The sequence below is a fragment of the Amycolatopsis mediterranei genome (genome assembly GCF_026017845.1).
Lineage (GTDB): Bacteria > Actinomycetota > Actinomycetes > Mycobacteriales > Pseudonocardiaceae > Amycolatopsis > Amycolatopsis mediterranei.
In genome coordinates, this window is the sequence record NZ_CP100416.1 from 8,276,308 (window position 1) to 8,302,390 (window position 26,083).

Sequence of the window (26,083 nt, forward strand, 5' to 3'; positions counted from 1 at the left end):
GGAGACGACCTGACCATTTTGCCTTCAGCGCAGCAGTTCGACGATGGTGGCGTTCGCGGTGCCGCCGCCTTCGCACATGGTCTGCAGCCCGTACCGCAGGTCGCGGCGCCGCATCTGCGCGAGCAGGCGGGTCATCAGGATCGCGCCCGAGCCGCCCAGGGGGTGGCCGACCGCGATCGCCCCGCCCAGCGGGTTGAGCCGCTCGGAGTCGGCGCCCGTCTCGGCCAGCCAGGCCAACGGGACCGGCGCGAACGCTTCGTTGACCTCGAACACGCCGATGTCCTCAATGGACAGTCCGCTGCGGCGGAGTACCTTCTCCGTCGCCGGGATCGGGCCGGTGAGCATGGTGATCGGGTCCGCGCCGCTGACCGCTCCGGCGTGGTAGCGCGCGATCGGCGTCAGGCCCAGCTCGCGGGCGCGGTCCGTGGTCGTGATGAGGAGCGCGGCCGCGCCGTCGGAGATCTGGGAGGCGTTCCCGGCGTGGATCACGCCGTCCGGCTTGAACGAAGGCTTGAGACCGGCCAAAGTCTTCGCCGACGTTCCGCGCCGCAGCCCTTCGTCCACGGTGAGCTTCGTGCCGTCGACCTCGACCGGCACGACGTGGTCGTCGAACACGCCGTCGTCGATCGCCGCCGCGGCCTTGGCGTGCGAACCGGCGGCGAAGTCGTCGAGCTGCCGCCGGTCGAAGCCCCACCGTTCGGCGATCAGCTCGGCGCCGATGCCCTGGTTGAATTCGAACCCGTCGTACCGCGCCAGCACACCGGGCCCGTAGGGCATGCCGGTGGTCCGGTGCGAGCCGAGCGGGACCCGGCTCATCGTCTCCACCCCGCCGGCGACCACGAGGTCGTACTGCCCCGCCATGACCGCGTGCGCCGCGGAGTCCACCGCCTGCTGGCTCGACCCGCACGCCCGGTTGATCGTCACCCCGGGCACGTGCTCCGGCCACCCGGCCGCGAGCACGGCGAACCGGCCGATGTTGCTCGACTGGTCACCGATCTGGGTCACGCACCCCCAGACCACGTCGTCCACCGTGGCGGGATCGACCCCGGTGCGCTCCACCAGCGCGGTGAGCACCCGGGCCGACAGGTCGGCCGCGTGAATCCCGGCCAGCGAGCCGTTGCGCTTGCCGATCGGCGTGCGCACGGCGTCGACGATGACGGCGTCCCTCATGGAATGATCCTTTCGTCGATGCCCCAGTCGGTCAGCACGGCACGGGTGTCGGCACCCACCGCCGGCGCGGCGGCGCCGGGAGCCGACGGCGTCTGCGAAAACCGCGGCGCCGCAGCCGGCTGGAGCACGCCGTCCCGGACCACCACGCTCCCGCGGGCGGCCAGGTGCGGGTGACCGGCCGCCTCAGCGAGGCTCAGGACCGGCGCAACGCAGCCGTCCGTTCCCTCGAACAGCGTCGCCCATTCGTCCCGCGTACGCTCGGCGAACCGCTTCTCCAGCAGCCGCCGCAGTTCTGGCCACCGGGACCGGTCGTGCTGCCTGTCCGGGTCCACGTCGAGCTCCAGGAGCTCGACGAGCCGCCGGTAGAACTTCGGTTCCAGCGCGCCGACCGCCACATGCCGGCCGTCCTTGGTTTCGTAGACGGCGTAGAACGGCCAGCCACCGTCCAGCTGGTTCACCCCGCGCTCGTCGGTCCAGGCGCCGCGGGCGAGCTTGGCGAACGTGCTGGCGAGCAGGTGCGCGGTTCCGTCGACGATCGCCGCGTCGACGACTTGCCCGCGGCCGCTCAGTTCCGCGGCGCGCAACGCCGCGAGCACGCCGATGACGAGGTAGCAGCCGCCGCCCCCGAAGTCGCCGACGAGGTTGAGCGGGATCTGCGGCGGGCCGCCCGCGGCACCCACCGCGCCCAGCGCCCCGGTGAGCGCGATGTAGGTGAGGTCGTGCCCGGCCGTGGCGGCGAGGGGTCCGTCCTGGCCCCAGCCGGTCATCCGGCCGTAGACCAGCCGGGGATTGCGCGCCAGGCACTCGCCGGGCCCGATACCCAGGCGTTCTGCGACACCGGGCCGGAATCCTTCGAGCAGGACGTCGGCGCGGCCGGCCAGCCCGAGCAGCGCGGCGACACCGTCCGGCTGTTTCAGGTCGAGCACCACCGATCGCTTGCCCCGGTTGAGCACATCCGCCGGACCGCCCCGGCCCGCCTCTCCGGTCGCCGCGGGCCGATCCACGCGGACGACCTCGGCGCCGAGGTCGGCGAGGAGCATTCCGGCGAACGGGCCCGGGCCGATGCCGCCGAGCTCGACCACCCGGCACCCCGCCAGCGGTCCCGCAGCCATCATCGATCTCCTGAACTCAAGGGAACCTCGCAACTATAGAGTATCCTCTTTATTATCGGATCAACCGGCGCGGGCAATCCGCTTGGTCGCCACGACCGCGAGCGGGTCGTTCCCGGCGATCACCTCGGCGAGCTCGAGCGCGCCTTCCAGTGCCCCACCCTCTTCGGTGAGCCGGTTGACCAGACCGATCTCCGCGGCCCGCTCGGCACCGATCGGCTCGCCGGTCAGCAGCAGCTCCAGCGCGATCGCGGACGGAACACGCCGCGGCAGCAGCATGGCCGCCCCCGCCCTGGCCACCAGGGCCCGCTTGACCTCGGGCACCCCCATCCTGGCCGTCCGCGCCGCGACGACGAGATCGCAGGCGAGCAGGAGTTCGAACCCCCCGGCGAGCGCCCACCCCTCGACGGCGCCGATCAGCGGCTTCCGCGGCGGGGTCATGGTGATCCCGCACAGGCCGCGACCTTCGATGGAGGGGCTTTCGCCGCGCAGGAAGGCCTTCAGGTCCATCCCCGCGGAGAACGTCCCACCGCCACCCGTGAGGACGCCGGCGCGCAGGTCGTCCGACGCGTCGAGCTCGTCGACCGCGGCGGCCACCGCCTCGGCGACCCCGGCGTTCAGCGCGTTCCTTACCGAGGGACGGTTGATCGTGACGACCTGGACGGCGCCGTGGCGTTCGACGAGGACTTCGTCCGGCACATGCCCTCCCTCGCGGGGTTCCGATCGATTCAGCATACTGCCCACTGGAGCTAATGCGTATACTGAATTGATGCGTCGCACGCTGTTCACGCAAGATCACGAAGACTTCCGCCTCCTGGTCCGCGAATTCCTCGCCCGTGAGGTCGTCCCGGTGTACGAGGACTGGCGCCAGGCCGGTCTCGTCCCCCGCGAACTGTTCACCGCGCTGGGCAAGCTCGGCATCCTCGGCACGGCCGTCCCCGAGGAGTACGGCGGCGGTGGCCAGGACGACTACCGGTACAACGTGGTCATCCAGGAGGAGTGTGCCCGCGCGGTCGTGACGCTGGGCGGACTGCGCACCCACCTGGACGTCGTCGTCCCGTACTTCCTGGGGCTGGCGGACGCCGGGCAGCGCGAACGCTGGTTCCCCGGACTGGCTTCCGGAGAGCTGTACACCGCGATCGCGATGAGCGAACCGGGGACGGGCTCGGACCTCGCGGGCATCGCGACGACGGCGGTTCGCGACGGCGACCATTACGTGCTCAACGGCGCCAAGACGTTCATCACCGGCGGGTACCACGCCGACCTCGTGATCGTCGTCGCCCGCACCTCGACCGATCCGGGCGACCGGCGCCACGGCCTGACGCTGCTCGTGGTGGCGAAGGACCTGCCCGGGTTCACCGTGGGACGCAAGCTGGACAAGCTCGGGCTGACCGTCCAGGACACCGTCGAACTGTCCTTCGCCGACGTCCGTGTCCCGGTCGCCGACCGGCTCGGCGAGGAAGGCGCGGCGTTCTCCTACCTCGGCCGGAACCTCGCACAGGAGCGGCTGGCCATCACGGTCGGCGCGGTCGCCCAGTCCCGGGCCGCCATCGACCTGACCATCGCCTACGTCCGGAACCGGAAGGTCTTCGGGCAGCCGGTCGCGCACTTCCAGAACACGAAGTTCGAGCTCGCGGCGATGGCGGCTGAACTCGAGGCCGCGCAAGCGATGCTCGACGCCGCGGTCACGGCCCACGTCGCCGGCGAGCTGAGCGCCGTGGACGCGGCCAAGGCCAAGCTGTTCTGCACCGAGGTGCAGGGCCGGGTGGTCGACCGCTGCCTCCAGCTGCACGGCGGCTACGGCTACATCCTCGAATACCCGATCGCCCGGCTGTACGCCGACGCCCGGGTGAGCCGCATCTACGGCGGCACCAGCGAAGTCATGAAGACCATCATCAGCAAATCCTTGGGCCTGTAAGGGGTTGGCATGCACATCGAGGGTTCCTCGGCACTGGTCACCGGCGGCGCGTCCGGGCTCGGCCTGGCCACCGCGCGCCAGATCGTCGGCCGCGGCGGCCGGGTGGTCATCGCCGACCTCTCCGAAGAACTGGGGGCCAAGGCGGTCGCCGACCTCGGCGACGCCGCCCGGTTCGTGCGGGCGGACGTCACCGACGAGACGGCGGTAAAAGCCGCCCTCGACGCCGCGAGCCCGCTCCGGTTCGCCGTGCACTGCGCCGGCCGCGGCGGCGACCGCACCCGGATCCTCGGCAAGGACGGCCGCCCCGGCGACCTCACGACGTTCGCCGAGGTCGTGCGAATCAACTTGATCGGCACCTACAACATCCTGCGCCTGGCCGCCGCCCGCATCGCGGAGAACGACACCCTCGACGACGGCGACCGCGGAGCCATCGTGCTGACCGCGTCCGTCGCCGCGTTCGACGGCCAGATCGGGCAGACTTCTTACAGCGCCTCCAAAGCCGGTGTGCACGGTCTTACCCTCGTCGCGGCCCGGGACCTGGCGAGCCGGCAGATCCGGGTGAACACCATCGCCCCGGGGATCATGGACACGCCGATGCTGGGCCGCTTGCGCACCGACATCCGCGAAGGCCTGGCGGCCTCGGTACCCCACCCGAAGCGGCTCGGCGACCCGGACGACTTCGCCCGCCTCGCTGTCGAGATGCTCGAAAACCCTTATCTGAACGGCCAGACCGTCCGGCTCGACGGGGCCATCCGGATGGCCCCGCGCTGATGCCCGGCGAAACACGGCTCGCGCGGGCGACCCGGGAACGGCTTCTGAGCACGGCGGAACGGATGTTCGCCGAGCGCGGCGTGCACGCGGTGTCCAACCGGCAGATCTGCGAAGCCGCCGGGCAGGGCAACAATGCCGCGGTCGGATACCACTTCGGCACCAAGGCCGAGCTGGTCCGTGCGATCGCCAGCCGGCACTCCGCCGCGATCGACGAACTGCGCCGCCGCAGACTGGCGGGAATCGGCGGCGACGCAACTCTGCGAGACTGGATCAGCTGCCTCGTGACCCCGGTCGTCGAGCACCTCGCGGCGGCGGGCAGCTCGACGTGGTACGGCCGGTTCGGCGCGCAGATGATGACGGACCCGGCACTTCGCCCGATCATGGTCGAAGAGTCGCTGTCGTCCCCGGCGCTGGTGCGCATCGTGGCCGGGGTGCACCGGTGCTCGCCTCCCATGCCGGCCGGCGTGCGCGCCGAACGCGGCGACATGACCCGCCAGCTGCTGGTGCACGTGGTCGCCGACCACGAACGCGCTCTCGCCGAGGGTTCGCCCCCTCCCCGCCGGGACTGGCCGGACGTCGCGGCCGGGCTGATCGACGCCCTCACCGGCCTGTGGTCGGCACCGGTCACCGCCCCGGAGCCGGCCGACCAGGCCGGTTTCCGGCCGGAGCGGCCCGGAACAGCGCCTGCACGTCCGGCCGGCTGACCTTCATCGACGGGGTGCGGGGCAGCTCGTCGACGACCCGGACCTCGGTGGGCAGGTGGTAGCGGGCGAGCCGCTCGGCCAGCCACCGCAGGAGTTCGGCGACCGGAACGCGCGCCCCGTCCCGCATCGTCACCGCCGCGACCGGCACTTCGCCGAGCCGTTCGTCGGGGATGCCGACCGCGGACGCGTCGCGCACCGCCGGATGCGCCCGCAACGCCTCCTCGATCACGCTCGGGACGATCTTGAAGCCGCCCCGGTTGATCGCGTCGTCGGCGCGCCCGTGGACGAAGAGGAATCCGTCGTCGTCGAGGCTCGCGAGGTCGGTGGTGCGGACCCAGCCGTCGTCCGGCAGTTGCGCGCCCTTCGCCTCGAGCACGCCGGCGGTGCCGGCCGGCACCGGCTCGCCGGTCTCCCGGTCCACGATGCGCAGCGCGATGCCGCGGAACGCCCGTCCGACGCTGCCGCGCTTCGCCCCCCACCATTCCCGGTACAGCGCGAGGTCCCAGCCCGCGATCGCCCCCGCGAACTCCGTCGCGCCGTAGACCGACAGCACCGGGACGCCGAAGCGCGCGGTGAACCGGTCGGCGTCGTCGGGAGGCAGCGGAGCCGTGCCGGACGACACCTGCTCGACCCCGTCGAACGTGTCGGCAGGCAGGTCCGACTGCAACACCATGCGCAGTGCGGTCGGCGCCAGCCGGACGCGCCGCGGCCGGGTCCGGCGCACGAGGGCGGCCCATTTGCGGACGTCGAACCGCTCCAGCAGCGCCGTCGGCAATCCGGCCGCCACGTTGGCGATTGCGAAGTACAGCCCACCGATGTGCACGAGCGACGTCCAGAGGATCGACGGGTGCGTGCGCAGCCGCACCTCGGGCGAGGCGACCGGCGTGCCCGACGCCTCGAACGCGGCGGTGAGCTTGCGGTAGGTCAGCTCCACCCGCTTCGGCCGCCCGGTCGTCCCGCTGGTCTGCATGAGCACCGCGACGTCGCCGCGCTCGGCCGCGCCGGGCGCGACCGTCCAGTCCGCGGGGTGGGACCGCAGCGGCCGGTCCTCTTCGCCCGTGGCGAGGGGCATTGCCGACACCCCGGCCGCCGCGGCGGCCACCCCCGGCCGAGCCCAGTCTTCCGCGCCGGCCACCACCACCTGCGGCGCCAGCGTCGTGATGTCCTCGGCCAGCGCCACGTCACCGTGGAACGGGCTGAGCGTCACCACCTGGCGCCCGGTGGCGATCACCGCGACCAGAGCGGCCAGGTGCCCCGGGCGGTTCCGCAGGACGATCCCGATCCGGTGCGCGTCCGGGGCGCCGGCTTCGGCGAGCAGCCGGTCGAGGTCGTCGACGGCGTGCCGCAGGAATGCCCACGGGTAGCTGCGGTCCTCGAAGGTCAGCGCGGTCGCCCCGGGGTCGGCGGCGAGCACCCGGCGCAGGCGGGCCGGGAGCGGCCGGTCGCCGGGGGTCGGCGTGCCCTTCGGGCCGGCCAGTCCGGCCACGATGTCACGGCGCACGAGCTTGCCGGTCGCGGTCCGGGGCAGTTCGGGCCAGCAGACGATCCGGTCCGGCGTCTTCGACCCGCGCAGGGTGGCGCGGATCGTCGCACGCAGCGCTTCGAGGTCGACGTCCGCACCGGCACGCGGTACGACGACGGCCTCGATCCGCTGGCCCCACTCCTCGTCCGGGACCCCGACGACGACGGCGTCGAGGACATCGGGGTGCCGCAGCAGGACGTCCTCGATCTCCGCGGGGGCGATGTTCTCCGCGCCGCGGATGATGGTGTCGTCGAGCCGGCCCTCGACGTGGAGGTAGCCGTCGGCGTCGAGGCGGCCCTGGTCGCGGGTGGGGAAGAACCCCCGCTCGTCGAGCGGGGAACCGTGTCCGGCGTACTCGCCCGAGACCTGCTCGCCGCGCACCCAGATCTGGCCGGGCTCCCCCGGCGCGACGATCGCGCCAGTCTCGTTGCGGACTTCGAGGTCGATCGACGGCAGCGGCCGGCCGGCCGAACCCAGTCGCGCCCGCACCACCGGGTCGGCGCTCGCGACGGCCATCCGGTGGTCCTCCGGGCCGAGAACCGAGATGGTGGACGAGGTTTCGGTCAGTCCGTACGCGTTGACGAAGTCCACGTGCGGCCAAGCGCGCAGCGCGGTCTCGATCACCCGGACCGGCATTTTGGCGCCGCCGTAGGCCAGCGCCCGCAACGACGGCACCGACCGGTCCAGGCCTTCGGTGTCCATGAGGCGGGCCAGCATCGTGGGCACGACCATCGCGTTCGTGACGCGCTGCGCCCGCACCAGATCGAGCCAGCCACCGGGGGTGAACTGCTCGAGGGTGAGCACGCGCCGCCCCGCGTACAGGTTCGTCAGCACGTTCGACACGGCGGCGATGTGGTACGGCGGCACGCTCATCAACGCGGCCTCGTCGGACCCGGCGCCGGCGAATTCGACGGTGCCGAGCACGTACGAGACCAGGTTGTGGTGGTGCAGGATCACCCCTTTCGGGGCGGAGGTCGTCCCGCTCGTGTAGATCACCACCGCGGGGGCTTCCGGCTGCGGCTCGGGCTCATCCCCTTCGCCTGCTTCGCTTTCGGCCGCGGCGAGCCACTCGGCCGGGCTCCACACCGGCAGCCCGGCGCGGCCCAGCGCCCCGGCGTACGCCGGATCGGCGATGCCCAGCGCGCGGGGGTGCTCGGCCAGCACCGCGTCGAGCTGTTCGCGGCCCAGCCGGTAGTTCAGCGGGACCAGGGGTACCCCGGCGCGGGCCGCGGCGAAGAGCGCGACCGGGAAAGCCGGACCGTTGACCGCGAGGTGGACGAGCGCGCCCGCCCCGGCCAGCTTTCGCGCCGCGCCCGCGGACAGCTCGCGCAATCTCGCGGCCGTGACACCGTCTTCCGCGCGGCCGGCCACGATCCGCTCGCCGAACCCGTCGGCTGCCATGTCCAGCAGCGTCGCGATGTTCACCGGGGTCAGTCCGAAGCCGGCAGGGGCTTGGCGCCCTTGATCGGCAGTGGGACGCCGTTCACCGCGAGCGTGCCCGGCCCCGCCTTCGTGCAGAGCAGCTCCAGGCCGAATTCGTCAGCGGCATAACGCTTGCCGAGCAGCGCGCCACCTTGCTGGGCCGGGTCGGCCGTGCCGCTGGTCCCCGCCTCCGGCCCGCGCGGGTCGACCATGGCCGCGCCACCGCAGGTGATGTCCAGCTCGTCGTCCGGGCAGCGGACCACGATCACCGTCGTCGCGTCGACCGTGCTGGTGAGCGTCTGCCCCACACGCGGCTTCATACAGCGTCCTCCGCGGATCTCGTTGTACCGGCCGGGGACCGGAGAAGAGTATACGATTAAGCTCAATCACCGCATTATTGAGCCACATGTGCGGCTACGGCAAGAGGTTCAGTGTACTGAATTGGAGGAGCGATGCATCTGACCCGCATCGCGGACCGGACACCGGACAAGCCCGCGATCGTCCTGGCCGACGGCAGCCGGACGGTCACCTACGCCGAACTGGACCGGCGCAGCCGGCGGGTCGCCCAGCTGCTCCGGGCACGTGGGCTCGGCGTCCGCGACCACGTCGCGCTCTTGATGGGCAACCGGCCGGAATTCCTCGAAGCGGCATGGGGCGCCCAGCGCTGTGGGCTGTACTGGACACCGGTGAACTGGCACCTCACCGCCGAGGAAGCGTCCTACGTCGTCGCGGATTGCGGCGCCCGGGCGCTGTTCGCCGCCGCCGAAACGGCCGAGCTGGCCGCCACAGTCGTCCGACACTGCCCCGAAGTCGAGTCGGCGTTCACCGTCGGCGGTGCCCGCGACGGCCTGACCGACTACGCGCGGGCGCTCGACGGCATCCCGGTCGAACCGGTGCCGGAGGAGGTCGAAGGCAGCTACTTCTTCTACTCGGCCGGCACGACCGGCCGGCCGAAAGGCATCAAGCCCGGCCACGGGTTCCCGCCGTTCGGCACCGGCCGGCCGATCGACCACCGGATGGCCGCCGCGTTCGGATTCGGTCCGGACTCGGTGTACCTCTGCCCCGCCCCACTCCACCACGCGGCGCCGGCCGGCTGGTCGATGGGCACCCAGCGCAACGGCGGCACCGTGGTGCTGATGGAGCGGTTCGACCCGCTGGCGTGCCTGCGCGCCATCGAGCGCTTCCGCGTGACGCACGCGCAGTTCGTCCCGACCCACTTCGTGCGCCTGCTCAAGCTGCCGGAGGAGCAGCGGCACGCGTTCGACCTGTCCAGTCTCGAGGTCGTGGTCCACGCCGCCGCGCCGTGCCCGGTAGAGGTCAAGCGGCGGATGATCGACTGGCTCGGACCGAAGCTGATCGAGTTCTACTCCGGGTCCGAGGCGGTCGGCATGACGATCATCGACTCGGCGGACTGGCTGGCACACCCCGGTTCCGTCGGCCGGGCCGCGCGCGGCGTCGTGCACATCGTGGGCGAGGACGGCCGGGAACTGCCCACCGGCGAGATCGGCACCGTCTACTTCTCCGGCGGCGGCACCTTCGAGTACCACCGGGATCCGGAGCAGACGGCGAAGGCGATCGACGAACGGGGCTGGGCCACCCTGGGCGACCTGGGCCACCTCGACGGCGACGGCTACCTCCACCTCGCCGACCGCCGGACGGACCTGGTCGTCTCCGGCGGCGTCAACATCTACCCGGCGGAGATCGAGAGCGCCCTGGTCCTGCACCCGGCCGTCGCCGACGTCGCGGTGATCGGCGTGCCCGACGCGGAACTGGGCCAGGCGGTCCTCGCCGTCGTGCAGCCGGCACCGGGTGAGGTCGCGGACCCGGAGCTGGCCGAAGCGCTCATTGCGCACTGCCGCACGTCGCTCGCCCGCTTCAAGTGCCCTCGCGCGGTCGAGTTCGTGACCGAACTGCCGCGGTTGCCCACGGGCAAGCTGCTGCGCCGGCGGTTGCGTGCGCAGTACGCGGGCACGGGGCCCGGTCCGGAAGCACAGCAGGCCGGCTCCCGGGAAACGCCGCGCACGCGCTGATCCGCTCAGGCGCTGCCGGCCGGGCGCCGCCAGAAGACCGCGAGCTGGGCGGCGGCCGCAGCGAGTCCAAGCCCGGCCGCGAACGCGGCCCGCCTCGGACCGCTCGACCGGCCGTCCAGCCCGAGTGCCCGGTCGACGCTGAACCGGCCCGGTCCGAGCGCGGCCAGCGCCACGGACGCGGCACCGAGGTTGAGCACGAACTCGTAGCCCTCGTTGAGCACGAAGAACCCGTTGGGCAGGTGCACCGTGCGGGCGGCGACGCCCATCGTCCCGACGACCGCCGACGCCGCCAGCGGGGTCGCCGCGCCGGCGACCAACGCGGCACCCGCCCCGACTTCGACGACCGCGCTGGCCACTGCCTGGAGCCGGGGCTCACGGAATCCGATGGAGGAGAACCAGCCCGCCGTGCCGTCGAGCGTCCGGGCGTGCCGCACCCCGTGCGCGATCATCGTGCCGCCGACCACGGCGCGCAGCGCCCACCGCGCGACATCCGTGCCTTTCATCGGTCCTCCGCTCCCGTGCGCATCATTCCATTGTGGTCACTTACGTGAGCGGTCCGGGCCGCGAACCGGCGGGCCACCTCCGCCACGTCTATCCGCCGCCGCCGCTTCGCCCTCGCCTCCAGCGCGAGAGCGTGCGCCAGGGGCACGTCCTCGCCGTCGGCGAGCAGCTGCAGCGTGGCGTCGGCCGCTTCCGGCGCGGCGGCGAGGATCCCGGCCACGACCTGCCGGACCCGCTCCGCCAGCCGCTCGTGGGGCACGACCTCATTCACCAGCCCAGCACGCACCGCCTGCCCAGCGTCGACGGGCTCGCCGGTCAGCATCATCTGCCGGGCCAGCCGCACGCCGACCGCCCGGGGCAGCAGCGCGCTCATCCCCCACCCGGCCACCAGGCCGAGCGCGGCGTGCGTGTCGGCGAACCGGGCGCGGTCCGAGGCGACGAGGAAGTCGCACGACAGCGCCAGCTCCAGCGCTCCGGTGTAACACGGGCCGTTGATCACCCCGAGCACCGGAGCGCGAGCCGCCCGCACCGCCTCCGCCGGGTCGGTCCGGGCGCCGCGCGGCGCCCCGAGCGACTCCTTGAGGTCGACGCCCGCGGAGAAGGCCGGATCGGTCCCGGTCAGCACGACCACCCGCGTCTGCGGATCCGCGTCCGCCGCCCGGATCGCGGTGATCAGTCCGCGCCGCATCGCGATCGTCAGCGCGTTGCGCGCCTCTGGGCGGTCCAGAGTCAGCCAGAGCACCCCGTCCGCCCAGCGGCACCCGAGCCCGACGGCGCCCGGATCCTCGATCACGCCGTGAGGACCAGCGCCGAGCCCATGCCACCGCCCGCGCACATCGCCGCGACCGCCGTCCCACCACCGCGGCGGCGCAGCTCGTGGGCCAGCGTGGTGACCATCCGCGCCCCGGTCATGGCGATGGGGTGGCCGAGGCTGCAGCCGCTGCCGAACGGGTTGACCCGCTTCTCGTCGAGCCCCAGCTCGCGAGCGGCGGCCACGGCGACCGACGCGAACGCTTCGTTGACTTCGAAGAGGTCGACGTCGCCGACCTCGATCCCGGCCCGGCCCAGTGCCTTGCGGATGGCGGCGATCGGGGCGAGTCCCGTCTCCACCGGGTCGACGCCGACGCTCGCCCACGAACGGACCGTCGCCAGCGGCGTGAGGCCGTGGTCCGCCGCGAGCGCGGCATCGGCGACGACGAGCGCGGCCGCTCCGTCGTTGACCCCGCTGGAGTTGCCCGCGGTGATGGAGAAACCCTCGATCTCCGGGTGCAGCACCTTCAACGCTGCCAGCTTCGCAAGGCTGGTGCCGCGCCGCGGGTGTTCGTCGACGTCGAACACCGACACCGCACCGTCGGCGCCGGCGACCTTGACCGGAACGATCTCGTCGGCGAACCGCCCCGCGTCGATGGCCCGGATGGCGCGCTCGTGCGAACGCAGCGCCCAGGCGTCCATCTCCGCCCGCGAGACGCCGGCCAGCCGGGCGGTGTTCCAGCCGACGAGGATCGACATGTCCTGGTTGGGTGATTCGGGGGTCGGCACGTGCGACGGCGAACTCCAGGGGTCCTGCCACTCCTCGGTGCCGGGGATCCGCCGCCGTGACACCGGCGCCGTGGAGGACGACTGGGTGCCACCGGCGATGACCGCGCGGTCCATCCCCGCCCGGACGCCCGCCGCCGCGGTGGCGACGCTGGCGAGCCCGGACGCACAATGCCGGTTCTGCGCCAGGCCGGGCACCCGGGTCAGCCCGGCTTCGAGCGCCGCGTACCGGGCGATGTCCCCGCCGCCAGCCATGGACTCCCCGAGCACGACGTCGTCGAAGGACTCCGGTGGCAGACCCGAGCGGTGCGCGGCTTCGCGGACGACCGTGGTGGCGAGGTCGAACGCGCTCACTTCGCGCAGCGCGCCCTTGCGAGCGGTGCCGATGGCGGTGCGGCAGGCTGACAGCAAGACGGCGTCGGTCATGTAATTCGTTGTACTCTATTCTGACGCCGACGGGAAGAGAGGCACCATGGAGACCGTCCTGTTCGACGTGACACGGCACGTCGCGACGATCACCCTCAACCGCCCGGAAGCCATGAACAGCTTCAACCAGGCGATGCTCGACGACTTCGCCGGCATCTGGCGGACGGTCAAGGCCGACGACGACGTGCACGTCGTCGTGCTGCGCGCCGCGGGCGAGCGCGCGTTCAGCACCGGCATGGACGTCAAGGAGGGCATCGACCGCCGATCCAACGTGTGGAGCCAGACCGATCCGGGCGAGCAGCTCTCACCCAAGCTCAACCAGGTGTGGAAACCCCTCGTGTGCGCGGTGCACGGGATGGTGGCCGGCGGCGCGTTCTATTGGCTCAACGAGGCGGACGTCATCATCTGCTCAGACGACGCCACGTTCTTCGACCCGCACGTCAGCTACGGGCTCACCGCCGCGCTGGAGCCGATCGGCCTCGCCCGGCGCATCCCGCTCGGCGAGGCCCTGCGGATCGCGCTGCTCGGCCTCGACGAACGCCTCTCCCCCGAACGGGCATTGCAGATCGGGCTGGTCAGCGAGGTACTGCCGCGCGCGGAACTCTGGGACCGCGCCGACGAGATCGCCCGCGTCATCGCCGCCAAGCCGCCCGCCGCGATCCAGGGCACGGTGCGCGCGATCTGGGAGTCGCTCGACGCAACCCGCACCCAGGCACTGCGCACCGGACTGTCCTACACCCAGCTCGGCAACCCGCTCGGGAAGGCTGAAGTGGACCGCGCCTCGGTGCCCCGGGGACAGTGGAAGTTGCGCTGATACTCTCTTGACAAAGAGTGCCCTTTTTTAAAGGAGACTGGATGCGCTTCGGCATGCCTTGGCCCGGCGCCGGCGTCGCTCGCGAAGCCGAGCAGGCCGGTGTCGGCGCGTTCTGCACGGGAGACTTCGCCGACCACGACGCGTACACCACGCTCGCGGAGATCGTCGCGAACTCCGAACGCGCCTTGGTCGGTCCCGCCATCGCGTACGCGTTCGCCCGGACCCCGTACGCCCACGCGACCGCGATGCGCCAGCTGCACGCGAAGGCGCCGGGCCGGTTGTTCCTCGGGCTGGGGACGGCGGCCTTCCGCGTCAACCGCGACTGGTTCGGCGTACCCGCGGACCGGCCGGTGGCCCGGGCCGCCGAGACCGTCGAAGCGGTCCGCGCCTGGCTGCACGCCGAGAACGGCGAAAAGGTGCGCTACTCCGGCGAGTTCTACGCGATCGACGCCGACGTCCGCGCCCCGGTGCTCGGCCGCCTCGAGATCCCGGTGCTGCTGGCGGCGTTCAACGCGCGCATGGCCGTGACGGCGGGCCGGGTCGCCGACGGCGTGATCGGGCACGGGCTGTTCACCCGCTCCTGGTGGGCCGACGTCGTACGTCCGGCGGTCGAGAGGGGCTCGGGGGGTCGATCCCGCACCGAGCAGGGCTGGATCATCACGGCCGTCGACGACGCCGCCCCCGAACGCGCGATCGCCGACGCCCGGCGGATGATCGCCTTTTACCTCACGGTGAAGACGTACGACCCGTTCGTCGCCCACCACGGCTGGGAAGACCCGGTCGCGCGGCTGCGTGCGGCGTTCCGGACGGGCGACACGGACGGGATGGCCACCGCGGTGACGGACGAGATGCTCACCGAGATCGCCGTGTGCGGGACGACCGCCGACGCCACGGAACTGCTCCGCCGCCGGGCCGGATCCCTTCCCCGGGACGTCGGGTACTTCGCGCCGCCGAGTTTCCTGGTGGGACACAAGCGGCGCGCCGCCTACGCGCGGTCCAGTCTCGCCCTGATCGGCGAAGCTTGACGCCCGTCAATCGCTGATCACCGGAGTGCCGCCGATCAGCGTTTCGCCCACCAGATCTGCCGACGGGTTTCGCAGTGCTTCGGCCAGCGGCTCGTGCAGCAGCACCAGGTCCGCGTCCGTCCCGGGACGGACGCGTCGGACCGGGCCGCCGGGGTCGTCCGGCGGGCTGAGGTATCCCGCGAGTGCCTCGCCCACGGCGATCCGCTCGCCAGTGCCGACCGTCCGGCCGGAGGCGGTCCGGCGATCGGCCGCGGCCCGGAGGACGGCCCAGGGGTCGAGCGGCCCGTACGGGGCGTCGCTCGAGGACGTGCACGGGATGCCCGCCTCGAGGAGGGACCGCAGGCGGTAGAGATCCGGGTACTCGGCGGGCGGGAGGTCGCGCAGGTAGTCGTCGCCACGCTGGGCCAGGAACCCCGGCTGGGTGACGACGCGCAGCCGCAGCTCAGCGATCCGGGGCAGCAGCTCCGCCGGTACCAGAGCCGCGTGCTCGATCCGGTCACCGGGCCGGGTACCGGTCTCGTCGAACGCGGCGAGCAGCAGCACCAGCGCCTCGCGGGTCACGCAGTGCACCGCCACCGCCCGGTTTTCGCCGTGGGCGGCCCGGATCCGTGCGGCTAGCTCGTCGAACGCGAGCAGCCCGGAGTCGGCGAGGACGATCTTGTGCGGGCCGGCCGGAAACCCTCGGCCGAGCGGCAGCCCGCGCTGGGCTACGACACTCGCGGTGAGCGCGGCGTGGCCGTGGCCGAGCGGCACGCCGAGCAGCAGCACGCGCTGGGGCAAGTCACCCGCCGTAAGCGCGTCGATCGCGGCCTGGCCGAGGTCGGGCGTCGCGTCCGTGACGGCCGTGATGCCCAGGCGGGCCAGCCGCTCGCCGGTCTCCGTGAGGTCCGGTGGACGGGACCGGGGCAGGCGCTCGCGCAGCCAGTCGTCGGCGCGCCAGAGCCGTCCGGTGGGCCGGCCCCCGGTGTCCCGCTCGATTCCGGGGTGGTCTCCGGCCGTGAGCCCGAGTGCCGCGACACCAGCACCGTTCACCACCCACAGCGCGCCGCTGCGGTGCTGGATCCGGACCGGACGTCCGGGGTGCAGGCGGTCGAGGATGTCCATGTCGAGCGGCCCGGCCACGGACTCGTGGTAACCGATGCCGCGGATCCAGCCGTGCTCGTCGGCGCGAGCACCGGAAAGCGCGGCACCGAGGGCGGCTGGCGTGGTCACGTCGGATGGCCCGCACGGCAGCGAGCGGCCGTGGGCGGCGAGTGCGTGCAGGTGCAGGTGGTGGTCGCAGAGGCCGGGCAGCAACGCCCCGCCGTGCGCCTCGAGCACGGCCTCCCCCGGCCGCCGGTCCAGTGCCGGGGCGAGCTCGGTGACCACGCCACCGTCGATCCGGACGTCGGCTCGCCGGGTGCCGTCGAGTTCTGCGCCGCGCACCAAAATGGTCATCGAATGCCCAGCTCCCGCAGCACTTCCCCGGTGTGCGCGCCACCGGCCGGAGCGGTTCCCACGGCCGTGCGCCGACGCGGCCGCGCGCAGTCTCCGGACCACGGGCCGCCCGGCAGCGTGTCGTCCAAAGTGGACGCCACGACGTCCGCCATCGCCAGGTCGAACACGACGCCGCGGCCGTCCGCCGGGGCGGACCGGGCGAGTTCGGTCGCGACCAGCCCGGTGAGCGGGTCCGCGATGGCGTCGCCGCAGAAGTACGGGGTGCCGTCCTCGCCGAGGGCCACCAGGCCGTTCGCCGCGGCGACGTCGTCGCCGAAGCCGACGCGGTCCGAACTCCGGCCGTACGCCGTGATCGACACCCAGACCGTTCCCGCGCGCGCGGCGGACTCCGCGTCGAGCCCGAAGCCGGCCAGCGCGCGCGGTCGGGACGCCTCGATGACGATGTCCGCGGCCTCGACCAGCCCGGCCATCGCCCGTCGTCCGCCGGCGGTGCCGGGGTCGAGGACCACCGACCGGTGTCCCGCGTGCAGGAGGCGGTAGAACTCCGCGTTGCCGCCCCGCGCCCCGTCCGGGCGCTGGGGCGTCTCGACCTTGACGACGTCCGCCCCGAGGAGCCCGAGCAGGTGCGCGCACAGCGGTCCGGCCCAGAGCGCGCTGAAGTCCACCACCAGCAGCCCCTCGACCGAGCGGGCTCGTCCCGGCCGGGGCGATCGCGGGGGCGTCGCCGGTGGCCGGACCGGACCGGCCGCGACACCGAGCAGAGTGGCGCGGGCGACGAGTTCGTCCCCGGAGTGCGCCCGCAGCCACCGCGCCACCGCAGGCCAGGGATCGGCGGGGAGCTCGGCTCCGACCAGGGCACCCAGCAGCAGCGGGTCGTCCGGCCGGGCACACGAAACGGCCGCCCAGCCGTCGGACGTCGGCAGGATCCGGCAGCCCCCGCCCACCGAAATCGCACCGCGTCGGCCGCGGCCGGTGAACGCAGCCCGCTCGGACAGCAGCAACGCCCCGTCGACCGGCAGCGAGCACCGGGCGGCGATCTCCCGGGCGACCGTCGCGGCGCGGCCGGGCGGCACCAGCGGTGGTCCGGCCGCCGGACCGGTCAGGGGCACGACGCCGCTGTCCGCCCAGTCCGTCACGGGTTCCTCCGACACCGCGGCGATGTTACGCTGCGTTCCGTTGTGGACGGTCCTCGTCGCGCGGTGTCCTGCGCCGAACTCGCCGGTGCCGCCCGGGCACCGTTGCTCGACGACCGCGGGCGCATCGTCGATCCCCTCCTCGTGGTCGACCTCGACACGCCCCTCCCGGACGGCCCGGTCCGATCGGATCGGGTGCTCGTCGGGATCACCACCGCGGACACCCTCGACGAGGGGCACCGGAACCTCGCCGCCACGCTGGATCTCACGCTCGGCCCCGCGACGCTCGCCGCGTCCGGCCGGATGTTCGCCGCCGCCGGCGATCCCGAGACCCTGCGGGCGGCGGCCGAGGCGAACCCGCAAGCCGCCCTCGTGCTCGCGCAGGTGCTGCGCACCACCGGGGACCTCCCCGTCCCGGCCGCGCTGGACGCCGAGTCCCTGGCGTACTCGACCTTGCTCGGCGGCGGCGAGTTCCGGCGCTGGCTCGCCCGGCGCGGACCCCGAGCGTTGCCGCCCGCCTCGGCGGACCCGGTCCTCGTCACGAGGAACGGCGACGTCCTGCGCATCACCCTGAACCGTCCCGAACGCCGCAACGCTTACGGCCGCCAACTCCGTGACGCGCTCGTGGACGCGCTGGGCATCGCCGAGCTGGACGCCACCGTGGTGCGGATCGTGCTCGACGGCGCGGGGCCGTCGTTCTGCGCGGGCGGCGACCTCGCCGAGTTCGGCACCACCCCGGACCTCGCGACCGCGCACTTCGTGCGCACCCGGGCCGGGGCCGGCTTGCCGCTGCACCGACTGTCCGCCCGCGTCGAGGCGCGCGTGCACGGAAGCTGTGTCGGCGCGGGGATCGAGCTGCCCGCGTTCGCCGGCCGGGTGATCGCTCATCCCGCGACCAACTTCCGGCTGCCCGAAACCGGCATGGGCCTGATCCCCGGCGCCGGCGGCACGGTGAGTATCCCGCGCCGGATCGGGCGCTGGCGCACGCTGCTCCTCGCTCTGTCCGGCGCGCCACTCGACGCCGCTACCGCGCTGGACTGGGGTCTGGTGGACGAGCTGTCGGCGTCCAGCTGAACACGGGGTACCAGACCCCGAACGGATCCGCGCTGTAATGGCACTCCGCCCGCGCGGTACGGCCTTCCCACGCCCCGGAGAGGACCTGCCACGCCGCCCGGCCGCCGACGAGCAGCTCGTCCGCCAGGTCCGGTTCGAGCTTGAGGAACGGTTCGGGATCCCCCGCGCGCAAGGCGTCTTCGAGCAGCTGGTCCAGTTCCCGCGCCCGAGAATCCTCGTAGCCGGGCGCTTTCGGGCCTCGTCGTGCGCTGCCGTCGGCCAGCACCAGCAGCCCGATCCGCTCGGGCCGGGCGGCGAGGAGCCTGCCGTAGCCGCGACAGTCCTCGACCGGCAGCGCCGCGTCCACCCCGTGGAGCTCGACCGGCACTCCCTCGACGAGTTCCCGAGCCACGGCGAGGCTGAGCGGCAGCACCGCACCTGACGGCACGGGTTCGAGGCCCGGCGCGAAGAAGAGCCGTGGCGATCGGGCTTCCGCCGGCCAGATCCGGGTCTCGGGTGCGCTTCCGACGGCCACGACGACGTCCACGCCGGTCAGTTCCCCGACCGCCGCCCGGCACGCGGTACGCAGTTCCTCGACTTCCGGGACCGGCCCGCCGGTCACACCGGGAAGCAGCAGCGGCGGGTGCGGACACGTGACCGCACGGACGATCATGCGAGCCCCCGGACTGCTCTGGCCGGGGCCTTCCGGCCGCTCACGACCGCGACCATGTCCAGGACGTCGCGCGTTTCGGCGATGTTGTGCGCCCGGAACACCGCGGCCCCTTCCCAGGCGCAGACCGCCGTCACCGCGAGACTGCCGGCGACCCGATCCGGTACCGCCGCGTCCAGTGCTTCGCCGATGAAGTCCTTGTTCGACAGCGCGGCGAGTACCGGCCACCCGGTGCCGGTCAGCTGCGCGAACCGGCGGGTCAGCTCCAGCGAATGCCAGGTGTTCTTGCCGAAGTCGTGCGTGGGGTCGATCAGGATGCCCGCCGCGGGCACGCCCGCCCGGACGAGCGCGTCGGCCCGGCTGGTGACCTCGTCGACGACGTCGGCGACCACGTCGACGAACGCGGCCCGGTGCGGGCGCGTGCGCGGGGCGGCGCCGCCGGTGTGGGTGCACACGTACCCGGCGCCGAATTCCGCGGCGACATCGGCGAGCTTCGGATCCGCGCCCGCCCAGGTGTCGTTGAGCAGATCCGCGCCGGCTTCGCAGGCGAGCCGGCCGACCTCGTGGCGCCAGGTGTCGACGCTGATGGCCAGGTCCGGGAACCGGGCGCGGACTTCGGTGACGAACGGGACGACCCGGCGGATCTCCTCCGGCACGCCGACCTCGGCGCCCGGCCCGGCCTTGACGCCGCCGATGTCGACGATGTCCGCTCCGTCCGCGACGGCCCGTTCGACCGCCGCCAAGGCCTGGTCCCGGCCGAAGGTCGAACCGCGGTCGTAGAAGGAGTCCGGGGTGCGGTTCACGATCGCCATGATCAGGGCCCGGTCCTGCCGCATCGGACGCCCCCGGAACCGGATTTCCGGGGGCCTGCGGGCTCGCATCGGGGTGCCTGCTCAGACGGTTTCGGGTGCCTTGGCCAGCTTCTTGGTCTTGTCGAAGTGCGCGACGTCGGCCAGGGTGCCGCCGAGGATGGCCGCGCGGTCGTCGTCGCCGACCCCTTCGAAGTTGAAGGCGACGCAGTCGGCGCTGCTGCGGAAGGTGCCCTCGGCGTGCGGGTAGTCGTTGCCCCAAGTGATCGTCGACAGCCCGGTGATGTGGCGGGCCTTGACGGCGGTCGGGTCGTCGGCGAACTGCACGTGGATCTGCCGCTGGACGTACTCGGTCGGCTTGAGCGGGTAGGGCCACTTGTCGTTGATGGCGAACAGCCGTCCCATCGAGGGCTGGTCGTTCGCCGGGCGGCTGTCGTCCCAGAAGCCGAGCCACCAGTCCGGGTCCTGGCCGATGCCCATGCGCCAGGACTTCTCCATCATGCCCATGTACGACACCAGCCAGCCGGCGCCGAACTCGGTCAGGTTGAAGTGTAGGTCGGGGAACCGCTCGCAGACCCCGCCGCCGACGAGGGCGGCGATGATGCCCTGCGGGCTGGCCGACGCGGTGTTCCCGCCGCCCATGGTCCGGCCCGACACCATGTCGTCGGTCAGCTGACCCTTGCCCATGTTCATCGCCGTCATCAGGCCCTTGACCGTGGTCGCCGTCTCGGACACCTGCTCCTTGACGAACACCCCGCCGGTGGCGACGTGGAAGAAGACCGGCAACCCGAGCGACTGCGCGGCGGCCCACACCGGGTCGTACTCGCGCGACCAGTACGGCAGCGGCGGGATCTCCGGCAGCAGGATGGCACCCAGTCCGGCGCGGGCGATCCGCTCGATCTCGGCGACCGCGGCCGGGACGTCGGTGAGCGGGATCGCGGCCGTCGGGCGCAGCCGCTCCTTGTACGGGAGGTACCTTTCGACGAGGTAGTCGTTCCACACGCGACAGTGCGCCATCGACAGCTCGTGGTCGTCGGTGAACAGGACGAACAGTGACAGGTTCGGGAACATCACCGATGCGTCGACGCCGTCGAAGTCCATGTCCCGGATGATGTGGTCAGGCTCGCCGTCCGGGGTCTCCCCGCCGGTCTGCCGGTACTTGGAGATCGTCCAGCCGTCGAAGCCGATCGTGTGCAGCTTCTTGAACTCCGTGTGCCCGCCCTCGACGATCGGCTCGTCGAGGGTGAACTCCTCTTCCCAGAGGGCGCGATCCCGCAGGGGCCGCGGCAGCCGGGTCTTGAACAGGTCGACCGGCTCGATGATGTGCGAATCACCTGACACGACGAATTCCTTGAACACAGGCCGTACCTCTCTTCGAACCTCGACGTCCGCTCCAGAGCCCCGGTACCCGGCTGACTACCGAATTTAGCTGTACCGACCGGTCAGGTCAACGCTTTCAGTGTATTCAATGTGCCAAGTCCACGACCGTTTCCCGGCGATGACAGGGAAGATCACGCATCTCGCCGTCTAATGAGTAGACTCAAAGCATGACGACGGCGTACTCGTTCTCTTCGCGGCTCTACATCGGCGGAAGCTGGACCGACGGCAGCTCGGACACGCGCGTCACCGTTCGCAACCCGGCGACGGAGGAGACGGTCGCGGAGGTCCCCCAAGCCTCGCTCGCCGATGTGCGCCAAGCGATCACGGCCGCCCGGACGGCCTTCGACGAAGGTCCGTGGCCGCGGCTGAAGCCCGCCGGACGCGCAGCGGTCCTGCTGCGCATGGCGGCGGAGATGGAACGCCGGCTCCCCGATCTCGTCGCCGTGAACACAGCCGAAGCGGGCTCCGTCCGCTGGGTGGCGGAGAGCATCCAGACGCGCGTCCCCGTGGCACACCTTCGGGACATGGCCGAGCGCGTGATCCCGGCCTTCGCATGGGACCGTCCGATGGACCCTACGATCACGCCGCGGGCCGGCATCTCGCAGGGACTGCTGCGCCGCGAGCCGTTCGGGGTGTGCGCGTTGATCCCGGCCTACAACTTCCCGTTCTTCCTCAGCATGATGAAGCTGGTCCCGGCGCTGGCGGCGGGCTGCACCGTGGTGCTCAAACCGGCGCCCGCCACTCCGCTGGAATCGCTGCTGCTCGGCGACTTCGCCGACGCCGCAGGCCTGCCGCCGGGGGTGCTGAACGTCGTGACCGGCGACGCAGATGCCGGGCGGGAGCTGACCACAAACCCTATGGTGGACCTCGTCAGCTTCACCGGATCCGACGCCGTCGGGCGCACGGTCTACGCGCAGGCCGCGGGGTCGCTGAAGAAGGTCGTCCTCGAGCTCGGCGGGAAGTCCGCGAGCATCGTCCGCGCCGACGCCGACCTCGACGGCGCCGTCCGGTCGGCGCTGGCGGGCATCACGGTGCACGCCGGGCAAGGCTGCTCGCTGCTCACGCGCACGATCGTCCACGAGTCCGTCCACGACGAACTGGTCGAGCGGGTGCGCGCGGGCCTGGCCAGGGTCACCGTCGGCGATCCCGCCCACGAGTCCACCACGATGGGCCCGCTGATCAGCGAAGCGCAACGGGCCAAGGTCGAGAAGCTGATCCGCACCGGCGAAGAGGAAGGGGCCCGGCTCGTCAGCGGCGGTCGCCGCCCGGCCGGCCTCGGCAAGGGCTACTTCGTGGAGCCGACGCTCTTCACCGGTGTCGACAACTCGATGACGATCGCACGGACGGAGTTCTTCGGCCCGGTCGGGGTCGTCATCCCGTTCCGCACCGACGAAGAAGCGGTCCGCATCGCCAACGACAGCCCCTACGGCCTCGCCGGGGGCGTGTGGAGCGCCGACACCGCGACGGCGTACGAGATCGCGACGCAGATCCGCGCCGGGAGCGTGTCGATCAACGGCGGTGGCGGCGGGGTGAACCCCCGGGCGGCGTTCGGCGGGTACAAGCAGAGCGGGCTCGGCCGGGAATGGGGCGAGTTCGGGCTCGACGAGTACCTGCAGACCAAGAGCATCAGCTGGAACGCTCGCTGAGACTCGTGTCGCGCACGGGCAGGACGATTGCCGACGGGTGAGTCGCATCGTGGTGGACCTCCTGATCGGCGGCACGCAACGTGCTCGCGGTGCCGTGCGGCTCACCGGTGCCGGTGTTACGGGCGTACCGCGGGAACGCGCCGCTGGAAATCTGGACCCTGATGCGGTGCCCGCGCCCGAAGCGATGCGCGGTGGCCCACAACCTGACCTCCGCGCAGGTGAGCTCGTCAGCGCCGGTCAAGCCGACCAGTCCGTCGCACACGTTGTGCGAGCGCCCGCGGGGATCGACGTCGCACAGCCGGACGAAGACGTCCGCCCAGGGCAGGCTGGAGCGGAACCAGATCTCCGCGGTGACTTCGCCGATCACCTCGACGTCCTGTTCGAGCACCGGAGTGGTGTAGGTGAGCACGTCCGGCCGTGCCTCCAGTCCGGTGTTGTCGGCGCGCCCGCTGCCGCGAACCATGCGCACGCCGCCGACCGCGGGAGTGGGGTCGGCCGGGTCGTAGCGGTACCGATCGGGCGGTGAGTCCGCGGAGACGTCGGCGGACAGCGCACCGCCGGGCCGGAGGTGGAAACGCCGGGCCGGGTAGCCGCGGGGTGGCCAGCGGTCGAAGTCCCGCCAGGCCTCCTCCCCCATCACGTACAAGCGCACCGCCCCGCGCTCGGCGGGCCGTTCGCCACGCGCGTGGGCGAGCCCGAACTCGACGGCCTCCTTGATCGGCGTGCCGTCGGCTGTGAGGTGCGTCCACGGACCGACCGTCAGCCGGGCCGGCCGCCCCGCGTCCTGAAGGATCTGGAAGTCTTCGAGCTGACCGGGCAGGAAGATGTCGTACCAGCCCGCGAGCGTGCTGACCGGCACGGTCGTGCCGGCGACCCGGTGCCGGTGGTCGATCCCGGCCCAGCGCTCCGATTCCCGGTCCTCGGTGAGGATGTCCTGGACGTAGTCGACGCGGCGCCCCGCCGCGACGACGTCGGACCGCGCCAGCGGGAGCGTCAGCAGCGCCCGGCGCCTCCGCCGCCCCTGGGTCAGCAGGTCCCCCAGCGCGCCACGTCGCTCCTGCCGCGCCGTCATGACGCCCCACTGGAACGGCGTCTCCAGCGACAGCCCGTCCGCGCGCAGGAACTCCAGCGTGAGCGCCGACTCGGTCAGCACCGGAACCATCGCCTTGACCTCGGGCGGCAGCTGATCGGCCATCGCCCACTGTGCGTACCCGAGATAGCTCGTGCCGGTCAGCACGATGGAGTCACCGAACCACGGTTGCTCCATCACCCAGTCGAGGGTCGCCAGGCCGTCGTCCCGCTCGCGCCGGAACGGCTCGAAGACGCCATCCGCGCCGAACGTGCCCCGGACGCTCTGCATCAGTACCTGGAACCCGCGCTCGGCCAGCGGCCTCGCCATGCCCGCGCCTCGCAGGCCACTCCGGCCGTACGGGCTGCGCAGCAGCGCGACCGGCAGCCCGTCACCCCCGGCGCGGGGTGCCCACCGGTCCGCCAGGAGAACGACGCCGTCGGGCATGGGAACGCGAAGATCGCGCTGTACGAGCAGATCCCGCGTCAGCGGCGGATCCAGCCGCAGCGCGCGCTGGAGGAGGTGGCTGATCAGGTTCACCGGCGGGTCACCCCCGGCTCCCGGCCGGGAGTCACGCTTCTTCCCGGGTGGGCCGCCACCGTGGCGGCCATGGTCACCGCCGCCGGCCGGATCCGGGCTCGGTCCCCGGTCGGCGGCGGTGGGGGCACGCTGGTGGTGAACCGGATCCGGACGCACATCCCGCTACCAGGTCACCGGTAGCTCGTACACGCCGTAGGCGAGCGAATCGCCCTTGAACTCCAGCTCGTCCCGGCCGACGGCGAGCCGCAGGGTCGGCACCCGCCGGTAGAGCGTGCGGTAGACCACCTGGAGTTCGATGCGGGCCAGCTGCTGGCCGAGGCATTGGTGGGCGCCCCAGGCGAACGCGTGGTGGTGCCGCGCCGCGCGGGTGAGGTCGAGGCGGTCCGGCTCGGGGAACGCCTCGGGGTCCCAGTTGCCCGCAGGCAGCGAGACGATGATGCCGTCGCCGGCCCGGATGGTCTCTCCCGCGATCTCAATGTCCTCCAGCGCGATCCGCCGTTGCCCGAGGTGCGGGATGGTCAGGTAGCGCAGCAGCTCTTCGACCGCGTTCGCGACGACCGCCGGGTCCTCGGTGGTCCGCAGGAGCTCCAGCTGGTCCGGATTCTCCAGCAGCGCGGCGGTGCCCAGCGTGATCATGTTCGCGCTGGTCTCGTGCCCGGCGATCAGCAGCACCATGGCCAGCAGCGTGGCGTCGGGCAGTTCCAGCTCGCCCGCCTTCACCCGCGCCGCGAAGTCCGACAGCACGTCGTTTTCCGGCTCGGTCAGCTTCTTCTCGAGCAGCTGCGTCAAGTAGCCGCCCAACGCCTGCATGCCCGCGAGGCTCTCCTCGGCGGTGGCGTCCCGTTTGACGGCCACCGTGGCGTGTTCCTGGAAGAAGTCGTGGTCGGTGTACGGCACGCCGAGCAGCTCGCAGATCATCAGCGACGGCAACGGCAACGACAGCGCGGTCACCAGGTCCGCCGGCTTCGGCCCGGCCAGCATCCGGTCGATGAGCTCTTCGGTGAACTGCTGGATCGCGGGCCGGAGCTTCTCCATCCGGTTACGGGTGAACGGGGCCGTCATCATCCGCCGGATCCGCACGTGGTCGGCGCCGTCGGCGTTGAAGATCGTCAACGGCCGGTGGTCGACCGTCTCGGCCATCGCCTGGGTCGGGTACGGGAACCCGGGCAGCTTCTCGTTCACGCTCACCCGCGGGTCCGACAGGATTTCGCGCTGCGCGGCGTGCCCGGTGACGATCCACGGCGTGCTGCCGTCCCAGATGCGGGCCCGGAACAGGGGTTTCCCTTGTTGGAGCAGCTCGGCCGGCGGCGCGAACGGGCACCGGCCGTCCCTGACACCCGGGTACTCGGGCACCCGCGTTTCCGCGGTTTGTGTCTCGGCCATGGTCATTCCTCCGAA

The 26,083-nt window shown here is 72.4% G+C and carries 22 protein-coding genes and 1 pseudogene; 8 read left to right on the forward strand and 15 right to left on the reverse strand.

The genetic code is table 11. From position 1 onward, the window contains the following. Positions 1-24: 24 nt before the first annotated feature. From ISP_RS37190 to ISP_RS37200, 3 genes and pseudogenes are all read right to left on the reverse strand, one after another. Positions 25-1,170, reverse strand: a complete 1,146-nt coding sequence (locus tag ISP_RS37190; protein WP_013228952.1) for a thiolase family protein — start codon at positions 1,168-1,170, stop codon at positions 25-27. Next, positions 1,167-2,282 carry a CaiB/BaiF CoA transferase family protein gene (locus tag ISP_RS37195; protein WP_013228953.1) on the reverse strand — a complete coding sequence of 372 codons (1,116 nt, stop codon included), beginning with the start codon at positions 2,280-2,282 and terminating at the stop codon, positions 1,167-1,169. The genes ISP_RS37190 and ISP_RS37195 overlap by 4 nt, the downstream gene beginning before the upstream one ends. A 66-nt stretch (positions 2,283-2,348) precedes the next feature. Further along, positions 2,349-2,978: pseudogene (locus ISP_RS37200) on the reverse strand (crotonase/enoyl-CoA hydratase family protein); the annotation flags it as partial. Between the two features lie 70 nt (positions 2,979-3,048). Between ISP_RS37200 and ISP_RS37205 the strand changes: the two are divergent. The 3 genes from ISP_RS37205 to ISP_RS37215 are packed head-to-tail and all read left to right on the forward strand — an operon-like array spanning position 3,049 to position 5,672. Beyond that, positions 3,049-4,197, forward strand: a complete 1,149-nt coding sequence (locus ISP_RS37205; protein WP_013228955.1) for an acyl-CoA dehydrogenase family protein — start codon at positions 3,049-3,051, stop codon at positions 4,195-4,197. 9 nt (positions 4,198-4,206) lie between these two features. Next, positions 4,207-4,968 carry an SDR family NAD(P)-dependent oxidoreductase gene (locus ISP_RS37210; protein WP_013228956.1) on the forward strand — a complete coding sequence of 254 codons (762 nt, stop codon included), beginning with the start codon at positions 4,207-4,209 and terminating at the stop codon, positions 4,966-4,968. Further along, on the forward strand, positions 4,968-5,672 hold the full coding sequence (locus tag ISP_RS37215; RefSeq protein ID WP_080582943.1) for a TetR/AcrR family transcriptional regulator: 705 nt from the start codon (positions 4,968-4,970) through the stop codon (positions 5,670-5,672). The genes ISP_RS37210 and ISP_RS37215 overlap by 1 nt, the downstream gene beginning before the upstream one ends. On the opposite strand, the gene ISP_RS37220 is transcribed toward ISP_RS37215, so the two are convergent. After that, a complete protein-coding gene (locus ISP_RS37220) occupies positions 5,593-8,619 on the reverse strand; it encodes a class I adenylate-forming enzyme family protein (RefSeq protein WP_013228957.1) in 3,027 nt (1,008 codons plus the stop codon). The two genes, ISP_RS37215 and ISP_RS37220, sit on opposite strands and share 80 nt — an antisense overlap. 5 nt (positions 8,620-8,624) lie before the next feature. Then, on the reverse strand, positions 8,625-8,936 hold the full coding sequence (locus ISP_RS37225) for a hypothetical protein (RefSeq protein WP_013228958.1): 312 nt from the start codon (positions 8,934-8,936) through the stop codon (positions 8,625-8,627). Between the two features lie 132 nt (positions 8,937-9,068). Here ISP_RS37225 and ISP_RS37230 point away from each other — a divergent pair, with 132 nt between their 5' ends. Then, entirely contained in the window at positions 9,069-10,646 is a 1,578-nt protein-coding gene (locus ISP_RS37230; protein WP_013228959.1) for an acyl-CoA synthetase, read from the forward strand. Positions 10,647-10,651: 5 nt separating this feature from the next. Here the strand turns inward: ISP_RS37230 and ISP_RS37235 are convergent, their stop codons facing one another. From ISP_RS37235 to ISP_RS37245, 3 genes are read right to left on the reverse strand one after another with little or no spacing between them, the layout of a single operon-like run. After that, positions 10,652-11,149 carry a DoxX family protein gene (locus ISP_RS37235; protein ID WP_013228960.1) on the reverse strand — a complete coding sequence of 166 codons (498 nt, stop codon included), beginning with the start codon at positions 11,147-11,149 and terminating at the stop codon, positions 10,652-10,654. Next, the gene (locus ISP_RS37240; protein WP_013228961.1) at positions 11,146-11,940 is read right to left on the reverse strand and encodes an enoyl-CoA hydratase-related protein; all 795 of its coding nucleotides are present in this window, start codon (positions 11,938-11,940) and stop codon (positions 11,146-11,148) included. The genes ISP_RS37235 and ISP_RS37240 overlap by 4 nt, the downstream gene beginning before the upstream one ends. Further along, complete coding sequence (locus ISP_RS37245; protein WP_013228962.1) at positions 11,937-13,109, reverse strand: thiolase family protein; 1,173 nt, start codon at positions 13,107-13,109, stop codon at positions 11,937-11,939. Before ISP_RS37245 ends, ISP_RS37240 begins: the two co-directional genes overlap by 4 nt. A 46-nt stretch (positions 13,110-13,155) precedes the next feature. Here ISP_RS37245 and ISP_RS37250 point away from each other — a divergent pair, with 46 nt between their 5' ends. Together ISP_RS37250 and ISP_RS37255 are read left to right on the forward strand one after the other, a co-directional pair. After that, positions 13,156-13,923 carry an enoyl-CoA hydratase/isomerase family protein gene (locus tag ISP_RS37250; RefSeq protein ID WP_013228963.1) on the forward strand — a complete coding sequence of 256 codons (768 nt, stop codon included), beginning with the start codon at positions 13,156-13,158 and terminating at the stop codon, positions 13,921-13,923. Between the two features lie 41 nt (positions 13,924-13,964). Beyond that, positions 13,965-14,948, forward strand: coding sequence for an LLM class flavin-dependent oxidoreductase (locus ISP_RS37255; RefSeq protein ID WP_013228964.1), 984 nt, complete (start codon positions 13,965-13,967; stop codon positions 14,946-14,948). A 6-nt stretch (positions 14,949-14,954) separates the two neighbouring features. On the opposite strand, the gene ISP_RS37260 is transcribed toward ISP_RS37255, so the two are convergent. Continuing rightward, entirely contained in the window at positions 14,955-16,385 is a 1,431-nt protein-coding gene (locus ISP_RS37260; protein WP_013228965.1) for an amidohydrolase family protein, read from the reverse strand. After that, a complete protein-coding gene (locus tag ISP_RS37265) occupies positions 16,382-17,536 on the reverse strand; it encodes a CoA transferase (RefSeq protein ID WP_230468517.1) in 1,155 nt (384 codons plus the stop codon). Before ISP_RS37265 ends, ISP_RS37260 begins: the two co-directional genes overlap by 4 nt. A gap of 27 nt (positions 17,537-17,563) precedes the next feature. Here ISP_RS37265 and ISP_RS37270 point away from each other — a divergent pair, with 27 nt between their 5' ends. Continuing rightward, positions 17,564-18,592 (forward strand): enoyl-CoA hydratase/isomerase family protein, encoded by a 1,029-nt coding sequence (locus tag ISP_RS37270; RefSeq protein ID WP_230468518.1) that lies wholly within the window; start codon positions 17,564-17,566, stop codon positions 18,590-18,592. On the opposite strand, the gene ISP_RS37275 is transcribed toward ISP_RS37270, so the two are convergent. The 3 genes from ISP_RS37275 to ISP_RS37285 are packed head-to-tail and all read right to left on the reverse strand — an operon-like array spanning position 18,543 to position 21,391. Continuing rightward, positions 18,543-19,244: a class III extradiol ring-cleavage dioxygenase family protein gene (locus ISP_RS37275; RefSeq protein ID WP_013228968.1), complete on the reverse strand. Its 702-nt coding sequence runs from the start codon at positions 19,242-19,244 to the stop codon at positions 18,543-18,545. The two genes, ISP_RS37270 and ISP_RS37275, sit on opposite strands and share 50 nt — an antisense overlap. Beyond that, positions 19,241-20,077, reverse strand: a complete 837-nt coding sequence (gene folP, locus ISP_RS37280) for a dihydropteroate synthase (RefSeq protein ID WP_013228969.1) — start codon at positions 20,075-20,077, stop codon at positions 19,241-19,243. Before folP ends, ISP_RS37275 begins: the two co-directional genes overlap by 4 nt. Positions 20,078-20,134: 57 nt before the next feature. Beyond that, positions 20,135-21,391, reverse strand: coding sequence for an amidohydrolase family protein (locus tag ISP_RS37285; protein ID WP_230468519.1), 1,257 nt, complete (start codon positions 21,389-21,391; stop codon positions 20,135-20,137). 206 nt (positions 21,392-21,597) lie between these two features. On the opposite strand from ISP_RS37285, the gene ISP_RS37290 reads away from it, so the two are divergent. Then, entirely contained in the window at positions 21,598-23,076 is a 1,479-nt protein-coding gene (locus ISP_RS37290; RefSeq protein WP_013228971.1) for an aldehyde dehydrogenase family protein, read from the forward strand. Here ISP_RS37290 and ISP_RS37295 read toward each other — a convergent pair. After that, positions 23,057-24,685, reverse strand: a complete 1,629-nt coding sequence (locus ISP_RS37295) for a CocE/NonD family hydrolase (protein ID WP_013228972.1) — start codon at positions 24,683-24,685, stop codon at positions 23,057-23,059. The genes ISP_RS37290 and ISP_RS37295 overlap by 20 nt on opposite strands. Before the next feature lie 162 nt (positions 24,686-24,847). Further along, the gene (locus ISP_RS37300) at positions 24,848-26,068 is read right to left on the reverse strand and encodes a cytochrome P450 (protein WP_014467579.1); all 1,221 of its coding nucleotides are present in this window, start codon (positions 26,066-26,068) and stop codon (positions 24,848-24,850) included. Positions 26,069-26,083: the final 15 nt, after the last annotated feature.

What these genes read in the sequence shown, in the direction of transcription:
- ISP_RS37190 (WP_013228952.1), bottom strand. Translation starts at nt 1,170, where the DNA reads ATGAGGGACGCCGTCATCGTCGACGCCGTGCGCACGCCGATCGGCAAG.
- ISP_RS37195 (WP_013228953.1), bottom strand. Translation starts at nt 2,282, where the DNA reads ATGGCTGCGGGACCGCTGGCGGGGTGCCGGGTGGTCGAGCTCGGCGGC.
- ISP_RS37205 (WP_013228955.1), top strand. Translation starts at nt 3,049, where the DNA reads ATGCGTCGCACGCTGTTCACGCAAGATCACGAAGACTTCCGCCTCCTG.
- ISP_RS37210 (WP_013228956.1), top strand. Translation starts at nt 4,207, where the DNA reads ATGCACATCGAGGGTTCCTCGGCACTGGTCACCGGCGGCGCGTCCGGG.
- ISP_RS37215 (WP_080582943.1), top strand. Translation starts at nt 4,968, where the DNA reads ATGCCCGGCGAAACACGGCTCGCGCGGGCGACCCGGGAACGGCTTCTG.
- ISP_RS37225 (WP_013228958.1), bottom strand. Translation starts at nt 8,936, where the DNA reads ATGAAGCCGCGTGTGGGGCAGACGCTCACCAGCACGGTCGACGCGACG.
- ISP_RS37230 (WP_013228959.1), top strand. Translation starts at nt 9,069, where the DNA reads ATGCATCTGACCCGCATCGCGGACCGGACACCGGACAAGCCCGCGATC.
- ISP_RS37235 (WP_013228960.1), bottom strand. Translation starts at nt 11,149, where the DNA reads ATGAAAGGCACGGATGTCGCGCGGTGGGCGCTGCGCGCCGTGGTCGGC.
- ISP_RS37245 (WP_013228962.1), bottom strand. Translation starts at nt 13,109, where the DNA reads ATGACCGACGCCGTCTTGCTGTCAGCCTGCCGCACCGCCATCGGCACC.
- ISP_RS37250 (WP_013228963.1), top strand. Translation starts at nt 13,156, where the DNA reads ATGGAGACCGTCCTGTTCGACGTGACACGGCACGTCGCGACGATCACC.
- ISP_RS37255 (WP_013228964.1), top strand. Translation starts at nt 13,965, where the DNA reads ATGCGCTTCGGCATGCCTTGGCCCGGCGCCGGCGTCGCTCGCGAAGCC.
- ISP_RS37260 (WP_013228965.1), bottom strand. Translation starts at nt 16,385, where the DNA reads ATGACCATTTTGGTGCGCGGCGCAGAACTCGACGGCACCCGGCGAGCC.
- ISP_RS37275 (WP_013228968.1), bottom strand. Translation starts at nt 19,244, where the DNA reads ATGATCGTCCGTGCGGTCACGTGTCCGCACCCGCCGCTGCTGCTTCCC.
- folP (WP_013228969.1), bottom strand. Translation starts at nt 20,077, where the DNA reads ATGCGGCAGGACCGGGCCCTGATCATGGCGATCGTGAACCGCACCCCG.
- ISP_RS37290 (WP_013228971.1), top strand. Translation starts at nt 21,598, where the DNA reads ATGACGACGGCGTACTCGTTCTCTTCGCGGCTCTACATCGGCGGAAGC.
- ISP_RS37300 (WP_014467579.1), bottom strand. Translation starts at nt 26,068, where the DNA reads ATGGCCGAGACACAAACCGCGGAAACGCGGGTGCCCGAGTACCCGGGT.